Source organism: Streptomyces sp. DH10 (assembly GCF_029813805.1).
Lineage (GTDB): Bacteria > Actinomycetota > Actinomycetes > Streptomycetales > Streptomycetaceae > Streptomyces > Streptomyces coeruleofuscus.
In genome coordinates, this window is the sequence record NZ_JARVKU010000013.1 from 87,968 (window position 1) to 107,761 (window position 19,794).

Annotated in this window: 15 protein-coding genes and 1 pseudogene; 6 read left to right on the top strand and 10 right to left on the bottom strand. The window is 70.7% G+C overall.

Features of this window, described 5'->3' with window-relative positions:
• Nucleotides 1-39 precede the first annotated feature (39 nt).
• A complete protein-coding gene (locus QC385_RS25790) occupies nucleotides 40-828 on the bottom strand; it encodes an IclR family transcriptional regulator (protein WP_279543730.1) in 789 nt (262 codons plus the stop codon).
• A 135-nt stretch (nucleotides 829-963) separates the two neighbouring features.
• On the opposite strand from QC385_RS25790, the gene QC385_RS25795 reads away from it, so the two are divergent.
• On the top strand, nucleotides 964-2,301 hold the full coding sequence (locus QC385_RS25795) for a gluconate:H+ symporter (RefSeq protein ID WP_279543731.1): 1,338 nt from the start codon (nucleotides 964-966) through the stop codon (nucleotides 2,299-2,301).
• A gap of 44 nt (nucleotides 2,302-2,345) precedes the next feature.
• Entirely contained in the window at nucleotides 2,346-3,683 is a 1,338-nt protein-coding gene (locus QC385_RS25800) for an enolase C-terminal domain-like protein (protein WP_279543732.1), read from the top strand.
• Nucleotides 3,684-4,139: 456 nt separating this feature from the next.
• Here the strand turns inward: QC385_RS25800 and QC385_RS25805 are convergent, their stop codons facing one another.
• The 5 genes and pseudogenes from QC385_RS25805 to QC385_RS25825 form a co-directional block, all read right to left on the bottom strand.
• The gene (locus QC385_RS25805; protein ID WP_279543733.1) at nucleotides 4,140-4,979 is read right to left on the bottom strand and encodes a carbohydrate ABC transporter permease; all 840 of its coding nucleotides are present in this window, start codon (nucleotides 4,977-4,979) and stop codon (nucleotides 4,140-4,142) included.
• Nucleotides 4,980-4,984: 5 nt separating this feature from the next.
• Nucleotides 4,985-5,901: pseudogene (locus QC385_RS25810) on the bottom strand (carbohydrate ABC transporter permease).
• Between the two features lie 16 nt (nucleotides 5,902-5,917).
• Nucleotides 5,918-7,282 (bottom strand): extracellular solute-binding protein, encoded by a 1,365-nt coding sequence (locus QC385_RS25815; protein ID WP_279543735.1) that lies wholly within the window; start codon nucleotides 7,280-7,282, stop codon nucleotides 5,918-5,920.
• Between the two features lie 70 nt (nucleotides 7,283-7,352).
• Nucleotides 7,353-9,272 (bottom strand): tetratricopeptide repeat protein, encoded by a 1,920-nt coding sequence (locus QC385_RS25820; protein ID WP_279543736.1) that lies wholly within the window; start codon nucleotides 9,270-9,272, stop codon nucleotides 7,353-7,355.
• 103 nt (nucleotides 9,273-9,375) lie between these two features.
• The gene (locus tag QC385_RS25825; RefSeq protein ID WP_279543738.1) at nucleotides 9,376-10,248 is read right to left on the bottom strand and encodes a 5'-methylthioadenosine/S-adenosylhomocysteine nucleosidase; all 873 of its coding nucleotides are present in this window, start codon (nucleotides 10,246-10,248) and stop codon (nucleotides 9,376-9,378) included.
• Nucleotides 10,249-10,325: 77 nt separating this feature from the next.
• Between QC385_RS25825 and QC385_RS25830 the strand changes: the two genes are divergently transcribed.
• A complete protein-coding gene (locus QC385_RS25830; protein WP_279543739.1) occupies nucleotides 10,326-10,880 on the top strand; it encodes a hypothetical protein in 555 nt (184 codons plus the stop codon).
• 6 nt (nucleotides 10,881-10,886) lie between these two features.
• Here QC385_RS25830 and QC385_RS25835 read toward each other — a convergent pair whose 3' ends face one another.
• Both QC385_RS25835 and QC385_RS25840 read right to left on the bottom strand, forming a co-directional pair.
• Nucleotides 10,887-11,591 (bottom strand): response regulator, encoded by a 705-nt coding sequence (locus QC385_RS25835; protein ID WP_279543740.1) that lies wholly within the window; start codon nucleotides 11,589-11,591, stop codon nucleotides 10,887-10,889.
• Nucleotides 11,588-13,276 carry a sensor histidine kinase gene (locus QC385_RS25840; protein ID WP_279543741.1) on the bottom strand — a complete coding sequence of 563 codons (1,689 nt, stop codon included), beginning with the start codon at nucleotides 13,274-13,276 and terminating at the stop codon, nucleotides 11,588-11,590. The genes QC385_RS25835 and QC385_RS25840 overlap by 4 nt, the downstream gene beginning before the upstream one ends.
• A gap of 177 nt (nucleotides 13,277-13,453) precedes the next feature.
• Here QC385_RS25840 and QC385_RS25845 point away from each other — a divergent pair, with 177 nt between their 5' ends.
• A complete protein-coding gene (locus tag QC385_RS25845) occupies nucleotides 13,454-14,848 on the top strand; it encodes a cation:dicarboxylate symporter family transporter (protein WP_279543742.1) in 1,395 nt (464 codons plus the stop codon).
• Nucleotides 14,849-14,964: 116 nt separating this feature from the next.
• Here the strand turns inward: QC385_RS25845 and QC385_RS25850 are convergent, their stop codons facing one another.
• On the bottom strand, nucleotides 14,965-15,582 hold the full coding sequence (locus tag QC385_RS25850) for a TetR/AcrR family transcriptional regulator (protein ID WP_279543744.1): 618 nt from the start codon (nucleotides 15,580-15,582) through the stop codon (nucleotides 14,965-14,967).
• Nucleotides 15,583-15,691: 109 nt separating this feature from the next.
• Here QC385_RS25850 and QC385_RS25855 point away from each other — a divergent pair, with 109 nt between their 5' ends.
• Both QC385_RS25855 and QC385_RS25860 read left to right on the top strand, forming a co-directional pair.
• Nucleotides 15,692-17,356 (top strand): DHA2 family efflux MFS transporter permease subunit, encoded by a 1,665-nt coding sequence (locus tag QC385_RS25855; RefSeq protein ID WP_279543745.1) that lies wholly within the window; start codon nucleotides 15,692-15,694, stop codon nucleotides 17,354-17,356.
• Nucleotides 17,357-17,396: 40 nt separating this feature from the next.
• Nucleotides 17,397-18,896: an ATP-binding protein gene (locus QC385_RS25860; protein ID WP_279543746.1), complete on the top strand. Its 1,500-nt coding sequence runs from the start codon at nucleotides 17,397-17,399 to the stop codon at nucleotides 18,894-18,896.
• A 6-nt stretch (nucleotides 18,897-18,902) separates the two neighbouring features.
• On the opposite strand, the gene QC385_RS25865 is transcribed toward QC385_RS25860, so the two are convergent.
• Nucleotides 18,903-19,793, bottom strand: a complete 891-nt coding sequence (locus QC385_RS25865; RefSeq protein WP_279543747.1) for an aldo/keto reductase — start codon at nucleotides 19,791-19,793, stop codon at nucleotides 18,903-18,905.
• Nucleotide 19,794 lies beyond the last annotated feature (1 nt).

The window sequence follows — 19,794 nt, forward strand, 5'->3', positions numbered from 1 at the left end:
TGGGCCTGCCCTCCGGGGGACGGGACCTGCGGACACCCCCTAGCGCCAGTCGGGTGCGCCCGGTGTCGGTGGTAGGTGGGATTCGATCCTTGCCCGGATGTCCCGCATCACTGCGACGATGCGGGCCTCGTGGTCCGGGGTCAGCCGGGCCACCGGGACCGAGCAGCTGATGGCGTCGACGGCCGGGGTGCCGTAGCGCAGGGCGAAGCCGAAGCCGGTGATGCCGGGGACCGTCTCCTCGCGGTCGATGGAGTAGCCGCGCTCGCGCACCCGGGCCAGGTCGGCGAGGAGGGCCGTCCGGTCGGTGTGGGTGTTCTTCGTGAGCGCGGGCAACGGCCAGTCGGTGAGCGGGAGTTCGTCGTCGGCGCGTTCCGCGAGGAGTGCCTTGCCGAGCGCGCCGGCGTGGGCCGGGACGCGACGGCCGACCCGGCTGATGGTGCGCAGGTACTCGTGGGACTCGCGGGTGGCGAGGTAGACGACGTCCCGGCCGTCGAGCCGGGCCAGGTGGATCGTCTCGCCGAGCGTGTCCGACGCCTCGTCGAGGTACGGGCGGACGGCCCGGACATGCCGGTCCCCGTCCAGGTAGCCGGTGCCGGTGAGCAGCGCGCGGATCCCGATGCCGTAGAGGGAGCCGGTGGCGTCCGTGCGGACCCAGCCGGCGTCGACGAGGGTCTGGAGCAGCTGGTACATGCTGCTGCGCGGCACGCCCAGGTCCTCCGCGAGCTGATCGAGGCGTGAGGGCTGCTCCCCCCGCTCGGCGAGCAGTTCCAGCAGCGCGACGGTCCGGGCCGCCGACTTCACGCCGCGGACGCCTCTGCTCTCCTGCATGCGGCTCATCGTAGGTCCGCATGAATCCGTGATCGCCAGGCCATTGACCCGGCACGTTCACCCACTTAGCCTCCATCTGCATACGTAGACGCCGTCTGCATATAGGGATGGACACCGGTTCAAAGGGGAACTGCCTTGCCTCTGCTCGTAGTCGGGATCAGCGTTCTGGTTCTGCTCCTCCTCATGACCAGGCTGAGACTGAACGGCTTCGCGGCCCTGCTGCTCGTGGCGGTCGGGGTCGCACTGGTCCAGGGGATTCCGGTGGCGACCATCCCGGACGTCCTCTCCGAGGGCATCGGGGACCAGATCGGCGACACCATGCTGACCATCGGGCTCGGCGCCATGGTCGGCCGTGTGATGGGGGACGCGGGCGCCGCGCAGCGGATAGCCGGCAAGCTCCTCGACGCCTTCGGACCGCGGTGGGTCCAGGTCGCCATGGTGGTCACGTCCATGCTGATCGGCGTGACCATGTTCTACGAGGTCGCGTTCGTCATCATCGTGCCCATCGCGTTCACCCTGGTCAGGGTCACCGGCGCGAAGCTGCTGTGGGTCGGCCTGCCGATGTCCATCGCCCTGTCCACCATGCACAGCTTCCTCCCGCCGCACCCCGGCCCCACCGCCGTCGCCGCGACCTTCCACGCCTCCGTCGGACTGACGCTGTTCTACGGCCTGTTCGTCGCCGTGCCCGCCGGGGCGCTCATCGCCCTGACCTGGCCGCGTCTTCCGTTCGTCGCGCGGATGACCCCCGCCATCCCCAAGGGCCTGGTCAGCGAGCGCGAGTTCACCGACGAGGAGATGCCGGGCCTCGGCTGGTCGCTGTTCGTGGCGATGTTCCCGGTGGTGCTGATCGTGGCCGCCGCCGTGACCGACATGGCCGCCGGCGGCGAGAGCCCGTTGTTGCACTTCGTCGCCTTCGTCGGCTCGGCGCCGATCGCCCTGCTGCTGACCCTGTGCCTGGCGGTGTGGGTGTTCGGACCGCGGATCGGGCGCAGCCTGAGCGACGTCGGCGCCTCCTGCGGCTCGGCGGCCCAGGCGATGGCGATGATCCTGCTGGTGATCGGCGCGGGCGGGGCCTTCAAGAACGTCCTCGTCGAAGGCGGGATCTCCGACTACATCAAGGACGTCACCGACGGCTGGTCCGTCTCGCCGATCGTCCTCGCCTGGCTCGTCGCCGTCATCCTCCGTATCGCGCTCGGCTCGGCCACGGTCGCCGTCGTCACGGCCTCAGGCGTGGCGCTGCCGCTGCTGGCGGGCAGCGGGGTGCACCCGGAGGTCATGGTGCTGGCCGTCGCCTGCGGCTCCATCGCCTTCTCCCACGTCAACGACCCCGGGTTCTGGCTGTTCAAGGAGTACTTCAACCTCTCCGTCATCGAGGCGATCAAGGTCCGTACGTCCTATACGACCGTGCTCGCCGTGCTCGGCCTGGGCGGCGTACTGGCGGTCGAGTGGGTCCTCGACACCCTCAGTCTCTGAACCATTTCGATTCAGCCTTCAGAAGCCTTCAGAAGGGGCCCCCGATGAGCATCGGACCGCAGCCGACCGTCACGGCGTTCGCCGTCTACCCCGTCGCCGGGCGGGACAGCATGGAGCTGAACCTCTCCGGCGCGCACGGCCCGTACTTCACCCGCAACGTCGTCGTTCTCACCGACTCCGAGGGGCGGACCGGGCTGGGGGAGGTGCCGGGCGGAGAGAAGATCACGCAGACGCTGCGGGACGCCGAGCCGCTGGTCGTGGGGGCGAAGGTGGGCGACTACAAGCGGGTGCTGCGCGAGATCGGCGACCGGTTCGCCGACCGGGACGCCGGGGGGCGCGGTGCCCAGACCTTCGACCTGCGGACCACCGTCCACACCGTGACCGCGGTCGAGTCGGCGCTGCTCGACCTTCTCGGGCAGCATCTGGACGTACCCGTGGCGGCGCTGCTGGGCGACGGGCAGCAGCGGGACTCCGTGCGGGTGCTGGGGTACCTCTTCTACGTCGGTGACCCGGACCGGACGGATCTGGAGTACGTCCGGGAGCCCGGCTCGTCCGTGGAGTGGTATCGGGTGCGGCACGAGGAGGCGCTGTCGCCGGAGGCGATCGTGCGGCAGGCGGAGGCGGCCTACGACCTCTACGGGTTCCGTGACTTCAAGCTCAAGGGGGGCGTGCTGGAGGGGGCCGAGGAGGTCGCGGCCGTGCGCGCGCTCAAGCGGCGGTTTCCGGAGGCCCGGATCACCCTCGACCCGAACGGCGCTTGGTCCCTGCGCGAGGCGGTCGAGCTGTGCCGGCCGCTGGTCGGCACGCTCGCGTACGCCGAGGATCCCTGCGGGGCGGAAGATGGTTACTCCGGGCGGGAGATCCTCGCGGAGTTCCGCCGGGCCACGGGGCTGCCCACCGCGACGAACATGATCGCGACCGACTGGCGTCAGATGGCCCATGCGCTGGCTCTCCAGTCGGTCTCCATTCCGCTGGCCGACCCGCACTTCTGGACCATGCAGGGGTCGGTGCGCGTGGCGCAGTTGTGCAACGCGATGGGGCTGACCTGGGGGTGTCACTCCAACAACCACTTCGACATCTCCCTGGCGATGGTGACGCACTGCGGGGCCGCGGCGCCGGGGGAGTACAACGCGCTGGACACGCATTGGATTTGGCAGGAGGGACTGGAGCGGCTGACCGTCGAGCCGCCCCGCATCGTGGGCGGGGAGATCGCCGTCCCGGACGCGCCCGGGCTGGGTGTCGGGCTCGACATGGACCGGCTGCTGGCGGCGCACGAGCTGTACCGGGAGAAAGCGCTGGGGGCGCGGGACGACGCGGTGGCGATGCGGTATCTGGTGCCTGGCTGGGAGTTCGACGGCAGGCGGCCGTGTCTTGTGCGGTGAGCCTCCGGCGGTTGGGCGGGGGTGCCTGCGGGTGCCTCCGGCGGTTGGGCGGGGGGCCTGCGGCGGCCTGTGCGGCTTTGGTGGGGGCTTGTGTCGCGCCTGCTCGCCGGTTGTGTGTCGGGGCCGCGCCGGGGGGTGTCCGTCCTCGGAACGGCGCGATGGGGTCGGACGCCGACTCGCTGTCCGTTGACGCGCCAACCGCTGCGGGCGGACACCCCCCGACACGTCCCCTTCAGTGCGTGCGCGGGTGCGGGCGCGTGGCGGTCTGGGGCGCGGCAACCCGCTCAGCTGCCGCAGGCCGCCGGGCTCCGGGCCGCTGGACCTGCCTAGCTGCGGGCAATCGTGCCTCCCCCAGTGCCTTAAGGGCCTGGGAGGTGCCCCCAGGGCGGCACGGGTGGGCGCGGCGGCACCCTGTTCCGCCGGCTGCGGGCCCAACCGGCCTGGCGACAACGTCGGTCAGCCCTTGACCGCTCCGCCCAGTGCGAAGCCCCCTCCCAGGCGTCGGGCGATCAGGATGTACAGAAGGACCACCGGGGTCGAGTAGACGATCGAGAACGCCGCCAGCTGCCCGTACGCCACCATCCCCCGGTTGCCGAAGAAGTCGTTGATGCTGACGGAGGCCGGCAGCTGGTCGGGTGTCAGCAGGAGCATGAAGGGGACGAAGAAGTTGCCCCACATCATGACGAAGGAGAAGACCGTCACGACGGCCACGCCCGGGCCCATCAGGGGCAGCACGATCCGGATCAGGGACTGGAGGGACGACGCCCCGTCGGTCCAGGCCGCCTCTTCCAGTTCCTTCGGTACGCCGTCCATGAAGTTCTTCGTCAGCCAGATGGCGAAGGGCAGTTGGGACGCGGCGAAGAAGAAGATCGTGCCCTGCATGGTGTCGATCAGGTCCACCCGGACGAAGAGCGCGTAGACCGGGACCATGATCGCCGTGATCGGCAGGCTCGTCGCGAAGAGGATGGTCAGCAGGAACGGGCGGTTGAAGCGGGAGCGGAAGCGGGAGAGCGGGTAGGCCGCCAGGATCGCGCAGACCACCGTCAGCAGCGTCGCGCCGCCGCACAGGATCAGGCTGTTGAGCAGGGGCGTGAAGGTGATCTCGGGGGTCAGGATCGCGTCGAAGTTGTCCAGGGTGAGGCCGTCGGGTGGCTTGACGCGGAGGTCGGCGCGGGGGTCCAGGGAGGACAGGATCACCCAGGCGAGGGGGAGTACGAAAGCCGCCGCGACGACCAGGAGGCCCGCGTCCGCCGCCAGGCGGCGGGTCGTGCGGCGGGAGGCGAGTGTGACTGCCATGCGGGTCAGACCTCCGTCCGCAGCAGGCGCAGGTAGACGAGGGAGAAGAGCGAGCCGACCAGGAGGAGGAGCAGGGCCACCGCCGTGCCGTAGCCGATCAGGCTGTTCTGGAAGGCCTGTTCGTACATGAAGAGGGGCAGTGTCTGGCTTTTGCCGCCAGGACCGCCTCTCGTCATCACCCAGATCAGGCCGAAGACCGAGAGCGTCTGAAGGGTGTTGAGCATGAGGTTCGTGCCGATGGAGCGGCGGATCATGGGCAGGGTGATGTGCCACATGCGGCGCCAGCCGCCCGCCCCGTCGACCTCGGCGGCCTCGGTGATCTCCTTGGGGATCTCGTTCAGCGCGGCCGAGTAGACCAGCATCGAGAGGCCGTGCCCCTCCAGACGTTGGCGAAGGACACCGCCAGGATCGGGAGGGTGAACAGCCAGTTCTGGGAGGGCAGGTGGAGCCAGTCCAGGATGGCGTTCAGGGTGCCCTCGCGGCGGAAGAAGGCGTAGAGGAGGAACCCTGCCACCACCTCCGGCAGCACCCAGGCGGTGACCACGATGCCGCCGGTGAGCGTGCGGACCGGTTTCGACGCGCGCCGCATCAACGCCGCCAGGGCGAGGCCGAGCGTGTTCTGCCCGATGAGGGACGACAGGACCGTGAACACCAGGGTCAGCCATACGGCGTTGCGGAACGCCTCGTCCCGGAAGGCCCGGGTGAAGTTCTCGAAGCCGACGAACGAGTCCTGGGCCTGGCCGGTGAGCTGGAGGTCGGTGAAGGCGATGTAGACGCAGTAGGCGATCGGGCCGGCGAGGAAGAGGAGCAGGAGGACGACGGCGGGGGTGAGGGGGAGGGCCCGGACCAGCGCGCCCGGCCGGCGGGGAGCCGTGCGGCCGGGCGTCTTTCCGAGGTCGGTGTGCGGTGCCGCGGTGGTCATCGGGGCGTACCGTCGCCTATCGCTCGACGACCTGGTTGTCCGTGGCGTCCTTCAGGGCGTCCACGTAGTCGCCCGTCGCCTCGTCGACCGACATGTCGCCCGTCGTCACGCCCTCCATGGCCTCCTGGATGGCCGTCGAGACCTTCGGGTAGGCCGGGTAGGCGGGGCGGTAGTGGGTGTGCCGCACCAGGTCGGTGAAGAACTTGGTGCCGGGCTGGGCGGTGGCGTACCCGGGGTCCTTCGCCACGTCCTCGCGGACCGCGATGCCGGAGTTGGCGACGTACCACTTCCGGGCGTTGGTCTTGGTCTGCATCGTCTTGATGAACTCGAAGGCCAGGTCCGGGTTGCCGGCCTTGGCAGGGATCGACCAGGTCCAGCCGCCGGACATGCTCACCTTGCCGGGCGCCTGGCCGTGCTGCGTGGGCATGGCGGCCAGGCCGAGCTTCTCCGACCACTCGGGCCACTCGTGGCCGCTGCCGGGCAGCCAGTCCTGCGGCAGCCAGGAGCCGTCGAGGGCGATGCCGAGCCTGCCCTTCGGGAGCCACTCGCCGCGGACCCGGGTCATGACGTTCGGGTCGAGCGCGTCGGAGACGTCCGGGCCCAGCTTCTCCTTGTAGACCGTCTCGACGAAGGCGAGGGCGTCCTCGAAGCCCTGGCCGCCGGCGATCCACTTCTTGTTCGCCTTGTCGTAGAGGGGGTCCGTGCGGCCGTCGTTCGTGCCGTAGAGCAGCATCTCGAAGGTCTGCATGGTGGCGGCCTCGCCGACCGGCTTGCCCGTGTAGACGTTGAGCGGGATGACGCCCGGGACCTTCCGTTTGATGGTGCGGGCCGCGGTCAGGACGTCCTTCCAGGTCTTCGGCTGCCAGTCGGCGGGCAGGCCGGCCTTGGCGAAGACGCCCTTGTCGAACCAGAGTCCGCGGGTGTCGGTGCCGTCGGGGACGCCGTAGGTCTTGCCGTCCTCGCCCCTGGCCGCCGTCTTCGCCGTGTCGATGAACCGGTTCCAGTCCGGCCACTTGGCGAGGTAGGGGTCGAGGGGCTTGAGATAGCCGCTGGTGATGTCCGAGTTGATGAGGAAGGTGTCCTCGTAGACCAGGTCGGGGGCGGTCTTGGGGGAGCGGAGCATCTGCTGGAGCTTGGTGTAGTACTCCGAGTCCGGGGCCTTGATCGGGACGAGCTCGACCTTCTTGCCGGGGTGGGCCTTCTCGAACTGCTTCTTGATGTCCGCGAGGTAGGTGTCCATCACCTTGATGGAGTTGTCCGTGGACTGTTTGAAGGAGACCTTCACGGTGTCGGGGTCGCTGCCGGAGCTGCTGCCGCAGGCAGTGAGCGTGGCTGCGACGAAGACGGCAGGGAGTAAGGCGGCGGTGGGGCGCACGGGCATGACCTCCTGCGGGCTCACTTCGTTGTGGCGCGGGGATGGCTGCCCGGTGAACGTAGGTTGAGTGGTCTAGTCAGGTCAATGCGTCTGCGGCGGATTGGGCTTCGGCTGCTTCTTCGGTGGCGTCGGCACGAGCGAAGGCTTTGGCGGCGTCGAGCCAGGCCGTCCGGGCTTCGACGGGATGGTCGGCGGCCTCATGAGCGCGAGCGAGGGCCCAGAGGGCCGTGCCTTCGTGGTACCAGGCACCGAACTCACGGTGTCTCACCCGGGAGTTGCCGTAGGCGTCCATGGCTTCCGGCAAACGGCCCGCGTCCATCAGAGCGTTGCCGAGGTTGTGCCACGCCATACCTGCGCGGTTGCGGTCCTCGACGGCTTCATACAGGTCGCGGGCGTGGGTGTAGGCATCAATGGCCTCCTCCACTCTGCCCGCTTCGTGCAGCGCGATGCCGAGATGGTTCCATGCGTTGCCCTCGTTACGACGGTCCCCGGCCGCCCGGCGCAGATCCCGGTCCCGGATGTTCGCGTCGATGGCCTCCTCAAGACGACCCGCGTCGGTCAGGGCAAGCCCAAGGCCACCCCACGCGTTGGCCACACGCCTGTCGTCTCCCACGGCCTGGAGCAGAGCGAGACAGTGTCTGTGTGCGGCGATGGCCTCTTCCGGCTTGTCGACCTCACGCAGTGCCATGGCCAGTCTGTCCCAGGCATCGATCTCACCGACGAGGTCTCCCGCACGGTGGGCGGCTTCCTGAGCGATGCGCGCGAGACCGGACCATTCATCGTAGTAGCGCCGCCAGTCGAAGTACCTAGTCAGGCGTACGGTCAACTTCACCGCGAGGCTCGCGTGCCGCCCCTCGCGTGCCCACTGTGCCGCCCCCACCAGGCCTGTCCGTTCCCCGTCGAGCCATGCCAGTGCCTCCGCCACGTCCGCGAACCGCTCCGGTTCCGGCATGCCCGGCAGCCAGTTCAGCCGGTCGTCCGCCGCAGTCGTCCACCGGTGGTAGAACTCCAGCATCCGCTCCCGCGCGGCCTCCCCCTCCGCCCGCAGATCCGCATCCCCCGCCACCACGCTCGCCCCGAAGGCCCGCACCAGGTCGTGCAACCGCCACCGCACATCTCCACCGGTCGGCACCGGTGTCACAAGGTGCGAGGTGGCAAGCTCCTCCAGCAGACCGGCCGTCTGAACGAGCCCGAGGCCGGCCAACGCCCCGGCCGCCTCACCACTGACCTCGGCCGTGGGAGCGAGGCACACCAACCGCAGCAACCTCGCCGGCTCCGGCGCCAGTTGTCCGTACGCCACCTCGAAGACGGGCCGGACCCCCAAAGCCCCCGCCCGATCCTCGGCCTCCCGCAACTCGCCCACGAGCGAGGCGATGCTCCGGTACCGGCGTTTGCGCAGCATGCCGACAGCGATCCGCAACGCAAGCGGATGGAGACCGCACAGGATGACAAGCTCGGCAACGGCATCCGGCTCACGGGCGGCCCGGTCGTCACTCCCGTCGCTCAACCGCAACGACCGGTCGATCAGCTCGGCCGCCGCCTCCGGCTTGAGCACGTCGAGGTCGAACAGCCGCGCGTCCAGGTCGGTCAGCCGATCCCGAGACGTGATCAGCACCCGGTGGTGATCCGTCCCGGGCACGAGCGGGGAGACCTGCTCCGGATCCGACGCGTTGTCGAGGATCAGCAGCATCGACCGGCGCTCCTCGGCCAGCAGCCGCCGATACAGCGCGTACTGAGCGTTCGCCGTCTGCGGCAGATCCGAGCTCCGCACCCCCATCCCGTCCAACAGCGTGAGCAGCGCCTGATCAGCCGTCACGGGGTCCTTGTCGTATCCCCGGAAGTCGACGAACAACGTGCCACCGGGAAACCACCCCTCCGCGACCGCCCGGTGCGCCGCGTACAACGCCAACGCGGTCTTCCCGATGCCCCCCAGCCCGGACACCGCGCAGATCACCACCGGCAGGTCGGAACCCGCCGACGGGTCCAGCACCGGCATCAGCCGGGCCAGGTCCTCGTCCCGTCCCGTGAACCCCGCGGGTACTCCCGGGAGCGCGGCCGTCGCCACCGGCACCGGACCATGTACGTGTCCCGGCCCCGAGCTACTGCCGTTCCCCGTCCCGTCGCCCCACCTGCTTGGCGATGACGGGCCCGTGGAAGGTGCTCCCCCGGAAGTCGAGGTGGTCCCCTCCGTACGCCGGCCCGCGATGGGGACCCTCCTCAGGGTCGTCGGAGCCGCCGGAAACCGACGCCCGCCCCCCGACCGGCCGCAGCTCCCGCAGTACCGCCACCACCGCCGCGGCCGCACTCGCCGCGGCCCTCGGCTGCCGGCCCTCCGCGTCCACGCGGGACTTGTCCCCGTCAGCCCGATCGCTGATCCCCCGGATCACCAGCGCATCCCCACCGGCGAGATGCACCGCACTCACGACCCCCGAGCCCTCCATCTCAATGGCGGCCGCGTCGTTGTAATGCCTCCGCAGATGCTCGGCCAGCCCGGACTCCACAGCCGCCAGTACCACATCCCCCGCCGCGACCGGCTTCAGATGCGCCCGCGGATCGTCCCGCAAGGCGTCCCGCGCCGCCGCGGCCAACCGGTGCGAGGCCCGCCACGCTTCCGGCCGTACGAGGAAGCCCTCCGGTGTCTCCTTTCCGCCGTGGACCGCGTACACCTTGGTCGCCACCACCACGTCACCCAGCGCGATGTCGCTCTTCAACCCCCCGGCGACTCCCACGAAGAAGACGGCCTCGGGCTCCAGCCACGACATCACACGCTCGGTCAGCGCCGCGGCCGTCAGGTTCCCCTCGCCCATCTCCACCAGTGCCACCGACCACGGCGTACCGGGCAACCGCCCCACCTCCGCCCGGGTTCCCCGGCGATGCTCCCGCTTCCGCAGGTCCGTGAGGTGAGCCCGTACGGCCGCGTACTCCAGTGACAACGCGGTCAGCACCGCGACTGTGGGTTTTGTGTCAGGCACCCCTTTAAAGTACGTCCAAGTGACCTGCACCACGCCTGTATTGGCACCGAACGAGGAGCGCCCGGGGGGACGAGGAAGTGTCAGACCGAGACGACATCACCGTCGGCCAACTACTCCTCGCCGAGTATCAGAGCGTGAAGGACGAGCAGAAGGCGCGGATCGGCTTCCGCGACAACCTGCTGTACGTCACCCTCGGGGTCGTCGCCGCCGTCATCGCGGCCACGGCCCAGGCCAAGCAGCCCTCGATGCTGCTGGCGTTGCCGCCGGTGGGCGTCGTCCTGGGGTGGACCTACCTCGTCAACGACGAGAAGATCTCGGCGATCGGCTACTACGTCCGGGACGATCTGGGCCCCCGGTTGGCTGAACTCGCCGCGCACGGTGGTGGCTTCGCGACCTTCGGATGGGAGGCGTACCACCGGAGTGACACCCGACGCCGGTCCCGCAAGGCGATTCAGACCGTGGTCGACCTGACGGCATTCTGTGCGATACCGCTGGCGGCGCTGGTCGTCTTCTGGGCGAGCGGGGACGCAGGCGGGTTGCTCGTCGTGCTGTCGGTGCTGGAGGCGCTTGCCGTGGCGGGGCTCGGAGTGCAGGTCGTGATGTACACGAGGTCTGCGCGCACGCGCCGCTGACGCTCCCTACTTGTGTTCGCTCCGCACCCACCGATAGACCAGCTCCGGCCTCCCCACCTGCCCGTAAACCGGCTTCCGCTCGGCGCTCGTCGCGTCCACCAGGTGTTCCAGGTAACGGCGGGCCGTGATGCGGGAGATGCCCACGGTCTCCGCCACACCGGCGGCCGTGAGGCCCTCCGCGCTGTCGCGCAGGGCCACCGTCACCCGCTCCAGCGTCGGCGCGCTCAGCCCCTTCGGCAGGGCGGCCGGGCCCGGGGCGCGCAGGGCCGCCAGCGCCCGGTCCACCTCGTCCTGCCCGCTCGCCTCGCCGACCGCCGCGTGGAACTCGGCGTACCGCACGAGGCGGTCCCGCAGGGTCGCGAAGGTGAACGGCTTCAGGACGTACTGCACGACTCCGAGCGAGACACCCTCGCGCACGACCGCCAGATCGCGCGCCGACGTCACCGCGATCACGTCCGCGTGGTGCCCGGCCGTCCGGAGCGACCGTGCCAGTTGCAGTCCGTGGACGTCCGGCAGGTGCAGGTCGAGCAGGAGCAGGTCGACGGGCGTGCGCTCCAGGGCCCGGCGCGCCTCCGCGCCCGTGTGCGCCTTGCCCACGGCGACGAAACCCGGGACCCGGCCGACGTACATCACGTGCGCGTCCGCGGCGACCGGGTCGTCCTCCACGACCAGGACGCGGATGTCCCTCTCGGGGGTGGTGTCGCTCGTCATGCGTAGCCTCCAGCGCCTCTGGACACCGAGGTCCTGGATGTCACGCCCTCGGCCACCGCCCCCGACTCCCGCAGCGGCAGCCGTACCTCGAACTGTGCCCCGCCCCCGTCGGCCTCCGACACCGACAGCGTGCCCTCGTGCCGCTGCACCGCCTGACGTACCAGGGCCAGCCCCAGGCCCCGGCCGCCCGGACCCGCCGGCTTGGTCGAGAAGCCCCGCTGGAAGACGGCCTCGGCGTGCTCAGGGTCCACGCCCGGGCCGGTGTCCGAGACCCTCAGGACCAGCTCCGGGGCGTCATCGAGGGCCTCGGGGTCCTCGGTCTCCTGGGTGTACGCCGCCACCGTCACCCGTGCCCGCACGCTGCCCTGTGCCGCGTCCACGGCGTTGTCGATCAGATTGCCCAGGATGGTCACCAGGTCCCGCGACGGGAGGGACTCCGGCAGCAGGCCGTCGTCCAGGCTGCTGTCCTCCGACACCATCAGCTCCACGCCCCGCTCGTTCGCCTGGGCCGTCTTGCCCAGCAGCAGCGCCGCCAGCACCGGCTCGCTCACCGCCGCCACGACCTGGTCGGTCAACGCCTGCGCCAGCTCCAGCTCGGCCGTCGCGAACTCCACCGCCTCCTCCGCCCGGCCCAGCTCGATCAGCGAGACGACCGTGTGGAGCCGGTTCGCCGCCTCGTGCGCCTGGGAGCGCAGCGCCTGCGTGAAGCCCCGCTCGGAGTCCAACTCGCCCATCAGGGACTGGAGTTCGGTGACATCGCGCAGGGTGACGACCGTACCGCGCCGCTCTCCGCCCGACACCGGCGAGGTGTTGATCACCAGTACCCGCGACGCCGTCAGATGCACCTCGTCCACCCGCGGCTCCGAGGCCAGCAGCGCGCCCGTCAGCGGGGCGGGCAGCCCCAGCTCCGCCACCGACCTGCCCACCACGTCCCCTGCCACGCCGAGCAACTCGCGCCCCCCGTCGTTGATCAGCGCCACACGGTACTGCCCGTCCAGCATCAGCAGCCCTTCGCGCACGGCGTGCAGGGCGGCCTGGTGGTAGTCGTGCATCCGGCTGAGCTGGGCCGCGTTCATGCCGTGGGTGTGGCGGCGCAGCCGGGCGTTGATGACGTAGGTGCCGACGGCGCCCAGGACCAGCGCGCCGGCCGCGACGCCGAGCAGGGCCGTCAGCTGGTCCTGTACCCGCTGGGTGATCTCCTCGACCCGGATACCCGCGCTGACCAGGCCCACGATCTCCTTGCCGTCCTGGATCGGGGTGACCGCGCGGACCGAGGGGCCGAGCGTGCCGGTGTAGGTCTCGTCGAAGGTCTCGCCCTTCAGGGCCTTCGCGGTGTGGCCCCGGAAGGGCTGGCCGATCTGGTCCGGGTCGGGGTGCGTCCAGCGGATGCCCCGCGGGTTCATGATCGTTATGAAGTCGACCTCGGTGTCCCGCATGACCTTCAGCGCGTACGGCTGGAGCTCGGCGGTCGGGTCGGAGGTGCGGGCCGCCTCCAGCACGGAAGGGGAGTCGGCGACGGAGCGCGCCACCGCCCTGGCCTGGCGCCGCGCCGCCTCTTCGGCCTGGCTGCGGTCGCTGATGTAAGTGAACAGCGCGTATCCGGCCACGACGACCGCTATCAGGACGGCCTGCATGGCGAAGAGCTGGCCCGCCAGACTGCGGGGACCGGGTACGGAGAAGCGCATGCCGTCAGTCTGCACCGTGGCTGATTGTGAACTAAATGAACGGAAGGGTGACCGCGCTCACAGAGCAGGACATAGTCACGGCATTCCCCAATACGCATCTCCGGGAGCCCCCGCTCCCTCTTCCCGGACGTGAGCCGCACGCCGGTGATGCCGACGACGTCGTCAAGGAGGGCCGCCGTGACCAGCGCAGCCGATACGGCACCTGCCGCACCAAAAGCCAAGCGGGACCGCACGCACTATCTCTACATCGCGGTGATCATCGCAGTCGCAGCCGGTATCGCGGTGGGACTGGCCGCACCCGACTTCGCGGTCGGGCTGAAGCCCATCGGCACCGGCTTCGTGGCCCTGATCAAGATGATGATCTCGCCGATCATCTTCTGCACGATCGTGCTGGGCATCGGCTCGGTCCGGAAGGCCGCCAAGGTCGGTGCCGTCGGCGGTATCGCCCTGGGCTACTTCATGGTGATGTCGCTGGTCGCGCTGGGCATCGGCCTGGTCGTCGGCAACATCCTGGAGCCGGGCACCGGCCTCGCGGTGACCGACGCGGTCAAGGACGCCGGTCACGCCCAGATCGACCCCGAGGCCGGCAAGAGCACCACCGAGTTCCTGCTCGGCATCATCCCGACCACGATGGTGTCCGCCTTCACCTCGGAGTCGGTCCTGCAGACCCTGCTGATCGCCCTGCTGGCCGGCTTCGCGCTGCAGGCCATGGGTTCGGCCGGCGAGCCGATCCTGCGTGGTATCGGGCACATCCAGCGGCTCGTCTTCCGCGTCCTCGCCATGGTGATGTGGGCCGCCCCGATCGGTGCCTTCGGTGCCATCGCCGCCGTCACCGGCTCCGCCGGCCTGGACGCGCTCAAGAGCCTCGCCGTGCTGATGCTCGGCTTCTACGTCACCTGCTTCCTCTTCGTCTTCATCGTGCTCGGCATCCTGCTGCGCGTGATCTCCGGCCTGAACATCCTCACGCTGTTCAAGTACCTGGGCCGTGAGTTCCTGCTGATCCTGTCCACCTCCTCCTCCGAGTCCGCGCTGCCGCGGCTCATCGCGAAGATGGAGCACCTGGGCGTCAGCAAGCCGGTGGTCGGCATCACGGTCCCGACCGGCTACTCCTTCAACCTCGACGGCACCATGATCTACATGACCATGGCGTCCCTGTTCATCGCCGACGCGATGGGCACGCCGATGTCGATCGGCGAGCAGATCCCGCTGCTGCTCTTCCTGCTGGTCGCCTCCAAGGGCGCCGCCGGTGTCACCGGCGCGGGCCTCGCGACGCTGGCCGGCGGTCTCCAGTCGCACAAGCCGGCCCTGGTGGACGGCATCGGTCTCATCGTCGGCATCGACCGCTTCATGAGCGAGGCCCGTGCGCTGACCAACTTCGCCGGCAACGCCGTGGCCACCGTGCTGATCGGTACCTGGACGAAGGAGATCGACAAGGACCGCGTGAACCAGGTCCTCGCCGGTCAGCTGCCCTTCGACGAGGAGACGCTGCTGGACGACGGCCACGGCGGACCGGCCGAGGACCACGTCGAGGTGCCCGAGCAGGGCGGCGAGAAGGAGCTGGCGAAGGCCTGACGGCCCCGCGCCGCGCCCCGCGAGACTCCGGGCGGCTGAGTGTCCCCCCGTCGCTCAGCCGCCCGGTTCGTACGCAGAGAAGACCGTACGCAGAGAAGACCAGTACGCAGACAAGATCAATCGTTCAGCTTCGCCACCAGCTCGGTGGCCTTGGAGGCGGGCACGCCCGCCGCGGTCAGCACCGTGACCGCGGCGCAGCGGCCCGCCTCTCGCGCTGCCACGAGTCCGTCGTTCACCGCCTCCATCAGCGCGACCAGAATCTGCTCGTGCACGTAGGCCAGGGCCGGTGCGGGCAGCGGTGAGCTGAAGACGCCCTCGTCGAGGCCGCGCCGGAGCACCTCGGTGGCGGCCTCCCGGACCGGGGTGAGCCGCTCCCTGATGCCCTGCATGGTGACCGTGCGCTGGGCGAGCGCGATCAGCAGCCGGTAGCGGTCGGCGAGCTCCCACACCGCCAGCACCGAGCGGGCCACGGACTCCGCCGGGTCCTGCACGCCCTCGCGGCCCGCCGCGTGCGCGGCCGACAGGGCCTGGACCGCCTCGTCGACGAGCGTGCTGATCAGCGCCTCGCGGCTCGGGAAGTGCCCGTACACCGTCCGCCGTACGACGCCCGCGGCGCGTGCGATCTGGTCCATGGACGCGTCGGGGTCGCGCAGCAGCTCGCCGAGGGCGACGTCGAGGATGCGGCGCCGGTTGGCGTCGGCGCGGCTGGTGGTGCCCGTGGTCATGGACGCCATTGTGCCCCTTCCCTCATCGATTTGCACAGCAGTGTGCAACGACGTACATTGCACAGCGTTGTGCAAATGCACACCCCTGTGCAAGTCAGTGAGGAAGGCGACCCCTGCCATGCGACTCGTCATGACCGAACCGGCCGAGAGGATGGACCGCCCCTACGCCCGGCGCTGGTGGGCGCTCCTCGTGCTCTGCCTGAGCCTGCTGATCATCGTGATGGCGAACACCGCCCTCACCGTCGCCGCGCCCGACATGACCGAGGACCTCGGCCTGTCCAGCGCCGACCTCCAGTGGGTGATCGACGGCTACACCGTCCCGTACGCCGCGCTGATGCTGCTGCTCGGCGCGATAGGCGACAAGTACAGCCGCCGGGGCGCGCTCGTCCTCGGGCTGGTCGTGTTCGCCGGCGGTGCGGTCTCCGGCTACCTCGCCGGAAGTGCCGACGCGGTGATCGCGGCGCGTGCCGTGATGGGCGCCGGCGCCGCGATGATCATGCCCGCCACGCTGTCCCTGCTCGCGGCGACCTTCCCGCGCGCCGAACGCGCCAAGGCCATCACCCTGTGGACCGCCACGGCCGGACTCGCCATCGCGGCCGGTCCGCTCGTCGCCGGGGCGCTGCTGGAGCACCACGGCTGGTCGTCGACGTTCCTCATCAACGTGCCCGTCGCCGCCCTGGCCATCGTCGGCGCGCTCGTCCTCGTGCCGCCGTCCAAGGCCGGCCACCACGGGCGCATCGACTACGGCGGCGGACTGCTGTCGGTGGTGTGGATCGGCGCACTCGTCTACATGATCATCGAAGGTCCGCACTTCGGCTGGGGCGCCAAGGCGGTCACGGCGGCGGTCGTCGCGGTCGTCGCGCTCGTGGCCTTCGTGCTCTGGGAGCTGCGCCACCCGCGTCCCGTCCTCGACGTGCGCCGCTTCACCGACCGCGGCTTCGCGGGCTCCAACCTCGCCGTCGCCCTGTTCTTCCTGGCCGTCTTCGGCGCCTTCTACTACCTGACCCAGCACCTCCAGTTCGTCCTCGGCTACGACGCCCTGGACACGGGCCTGCGCATGCTCCCGCTGGCCGGTGCCGTCTTCGTGGGCTCCGCGCTCACCGGCTACCTCACCCCGCGGGTCGGCATGAAGTGGACCGTCACGGCCGGCATGGTCGGCGGTACGGCGGCCCTCGCCCTGCTCACCCAGGTCGACTCCGGGTCGTCGTACGGCGACTTCGTCGCGCCCCTGATCGTGCTCGGCCTCGCGATCGGGCTGGCGCTGTCGCCCTGCACGGACGCGATCATGGGGGCGTTCCCGGAGTCCGAGCTGGGCGTGGGCGGCGCGGTGAACGACACGTCGCTGGAGCTCGGCGGCTCGCTCGGCATCGCCATCCTCGGCTCGCTGCTGGCGACGTCGTACTCCGGGCACCTCTCGGACGCGACGGCCGGCAGCCGGCTCCCCGGCTCCTCCCTGGAGACGGCCCAGGACTCCGTCGGAGCCGGGTACGCCGTGGCGCAGGGCATGGGGGACCGGGCCCGGCAGCTTACCGAGCAGGCGGCGCACACGAGCGACCCGCAGCAGGCGGAGCGGCTGCGGGCGCAGGCCGGACAACTGGCCGACGGGGCCCGGCAGATGGCCGACGCGGTGGGGTCCTCCTTCGCGGACGCGGTCGCGCACACCAGTTTGATCGGGGCCGTGATCCTGGGTGTCGGTACGGTGGTCGTGGCCGTGTTGCTGCCGCGCAAGGGGAAGCCCGCGGACGAAGGCGCCGAGGACAGGGAGTTGGAGTCCGTCGGTTAGTCCCGCGCCCCGAGAAGAGGCCTGACCTACGGAGGGACGCATGGGGGAAGCGGGCGAGGTCGAGATCCTGAGCTCGAACGAGTACCGGGCCCGGTACGGGGCGCAGCGGGAAGCGTCTCCGTTGTCCATGGAGCAGGTCGGTGAGCTGTTCCAGGAGTTCCTGATGGCGGTGGCCCGGCCCGGGCGGCAGGACCGCGACGGCGCTCGTGATCTGTCCGGACGGCTCCGGGAGCATCTGGGTGCCCACGCCGGGGAGCGGCCCGTGGTCAAGGTGGCCTATCCCCCCTACGACCTGCCCAACGTGCATCTCGCGCTGGAGCGCTGGTTCGCGGGGGAGGGGCGGTCGTTCGAGCTCATCGGCATGCGCGGGGCGCAGCACCACGGTGACCTCACGCTCGGCGACATACTCGAAGCGGCCGACCGGTACGGCCGCTTCACCGTCGGGGCCGTCGACTACGCCCAGCTGCCGGTCTCGCCCGACGCCGAACTCGCCTGCGTCTCCTGCGGCTTCTACCTCGGGGCCGAGGGCGAGGAGCGGTTCGCCGTGCTGCTGCGCGGGCCGCAGGACGAGTACGGCCGCAACAAGGTGGAGATCGAGGTGCTGGCCGGGGATAAGGAGTTCGCCGACCGGCTGCTCGCCGAGATCGACGTGCTCGTGCGCGAGCTCAACATCTTCCGGGGGCAGATCCTGTCCTTCGAGGGCTCGGAGTTCGGCACCGGCCTCGGACCGTTCCGCTTCCACCCCAGGCCCGGACTCACCCGGGACGACATCGTGCTGCCCGACGGGCTGCTGGAGCGGGTGGAGCGGCAGGTCGTGGGCGTGGCCCGGCGCCGGGAGCAACTGCGCGCGGCCGGCCAGCACCTGCGCCGGGGACTGCTGCTGTACGGCCCGCCCGGCACCGGCAAGACCCACACCATCCGCTACCTCCTGTCCCACCTGCCCGAGTTCACGGTCGTCGTCCTGTCCGGGACGAGCATCGAGGCCATCGGCCCGGCCTGCGCCCTGGCCCGGATGCTCCAGCCCGCGCTGGTCGTCCTGGAGGACTGCGACCTGATCGCCGAGGCCCGCGACTACGGCGGTGGCGAGCAGCCGCTGCTCTTCCAGATCCTGAACGAGATGGACGGCCTCGGCGACGACACCGACGTCGCCTTCCTGCTCACCACCAACCGCGCCGACCTGCTGGAACCGGCCCTCGCCCAGCGGCCCGGGCGCGTCGACCTCGCCGTGGAGATCCCGCTGCCGGACGCGGACGGCCGTGCCCGTCTGCTCGGCCTGTACGGTTCCGGCCTCGGCCTGGACCAGGACATCACCGACGAGGTGGTGGCCCGCACGGAGGGCACGACGGCATCCTTCACCAAGGAGCTCGTCCGCCGGTCCGTGCTGATCGCCGCCGAGCGCGAGTCGCCCCGCACCGAGGCACGGGACGTCCGCGCCGCCCTCGACGAACTCCTCTCCGACCGCGACCGGCTGACCCGGCGACTGCTGGGGGTGCGGGGCGCCGAGGACGAGGAGGAAGGGCTGGACGACCCCTTCGAGTGACCGGCCTCAGCGCCCGGCGGCCTCGTCCAGGCGTGCCCGTTCCTCCGGGCTGAGCCGCAGGTCCGCCGCGGCCGCCGAGTCCCTGGCCGTCTCCGGCCGGCTCGCCCCCGGGATCGGCACGACGGCGGGGGACCGCGCCAGCAGCCAGGCCAGGCCGACCTGCTGGGGGCTGACACCGCGGTCCGCCGCGACCTCGTGGAAGGCGGCCAGGCGGTCCCTGCCCTCGGTGCGCGACGGCCCGTCCAGGGAACTGCGGGCCAGCCCGCCCAGCGGGCTCCACGGCAGGAACGCCAGCCCCAGTTCCGCGCACAGCCGCAGCTCCGGCTCGCTGTCCCGGACGGCGGGGGAGTACCGGTTCTGCACCGACACCAGCTTCTCGCCGAGGATCTCCCGCGCCCGGCGGATCTGGTCCGCGTCCGTGTTGGACACCCCGGCCAGCCGGATCGTGCCCGCGTCGAGCAGCTCGCGCAGGGCGCCGGCCGACTCCTCGAAGGGCACGTCGGGGTCCGGTTTGTGGAGCTGGTAGAGGCCGATCGCCTCCACACCGAGGCGCTTGCGGGAGGCCTCGGCGGCGGCCTTGAGGTGGCGCGGGGAGCCGTTCACCGTCCAGTCGCCGCCGGCCGGGCGGCCACGCCCGCCCTTCGTCGCCACCAGCACGCCGGAGGTGTCACCGCCGTACGTGGCCAGCGCGCGGGCCACCAGACGTTCGTTGTGGCCGGGCTCCGCGCCCGGCAGATGGTACGAGTCGGCCGTGTCGAGGAGGGTCACGCCCGCGTCGAGCGCGGCGTGCACGGTGGCCAGCGCCCGCTCCTCGTCCGGCCGGCCCTCGATGGACAGCGGCATCGCGCCGAGCCCGATCGCGCTCACCCGCAGCCCGCCCAGTGTCCTGTACCGCATG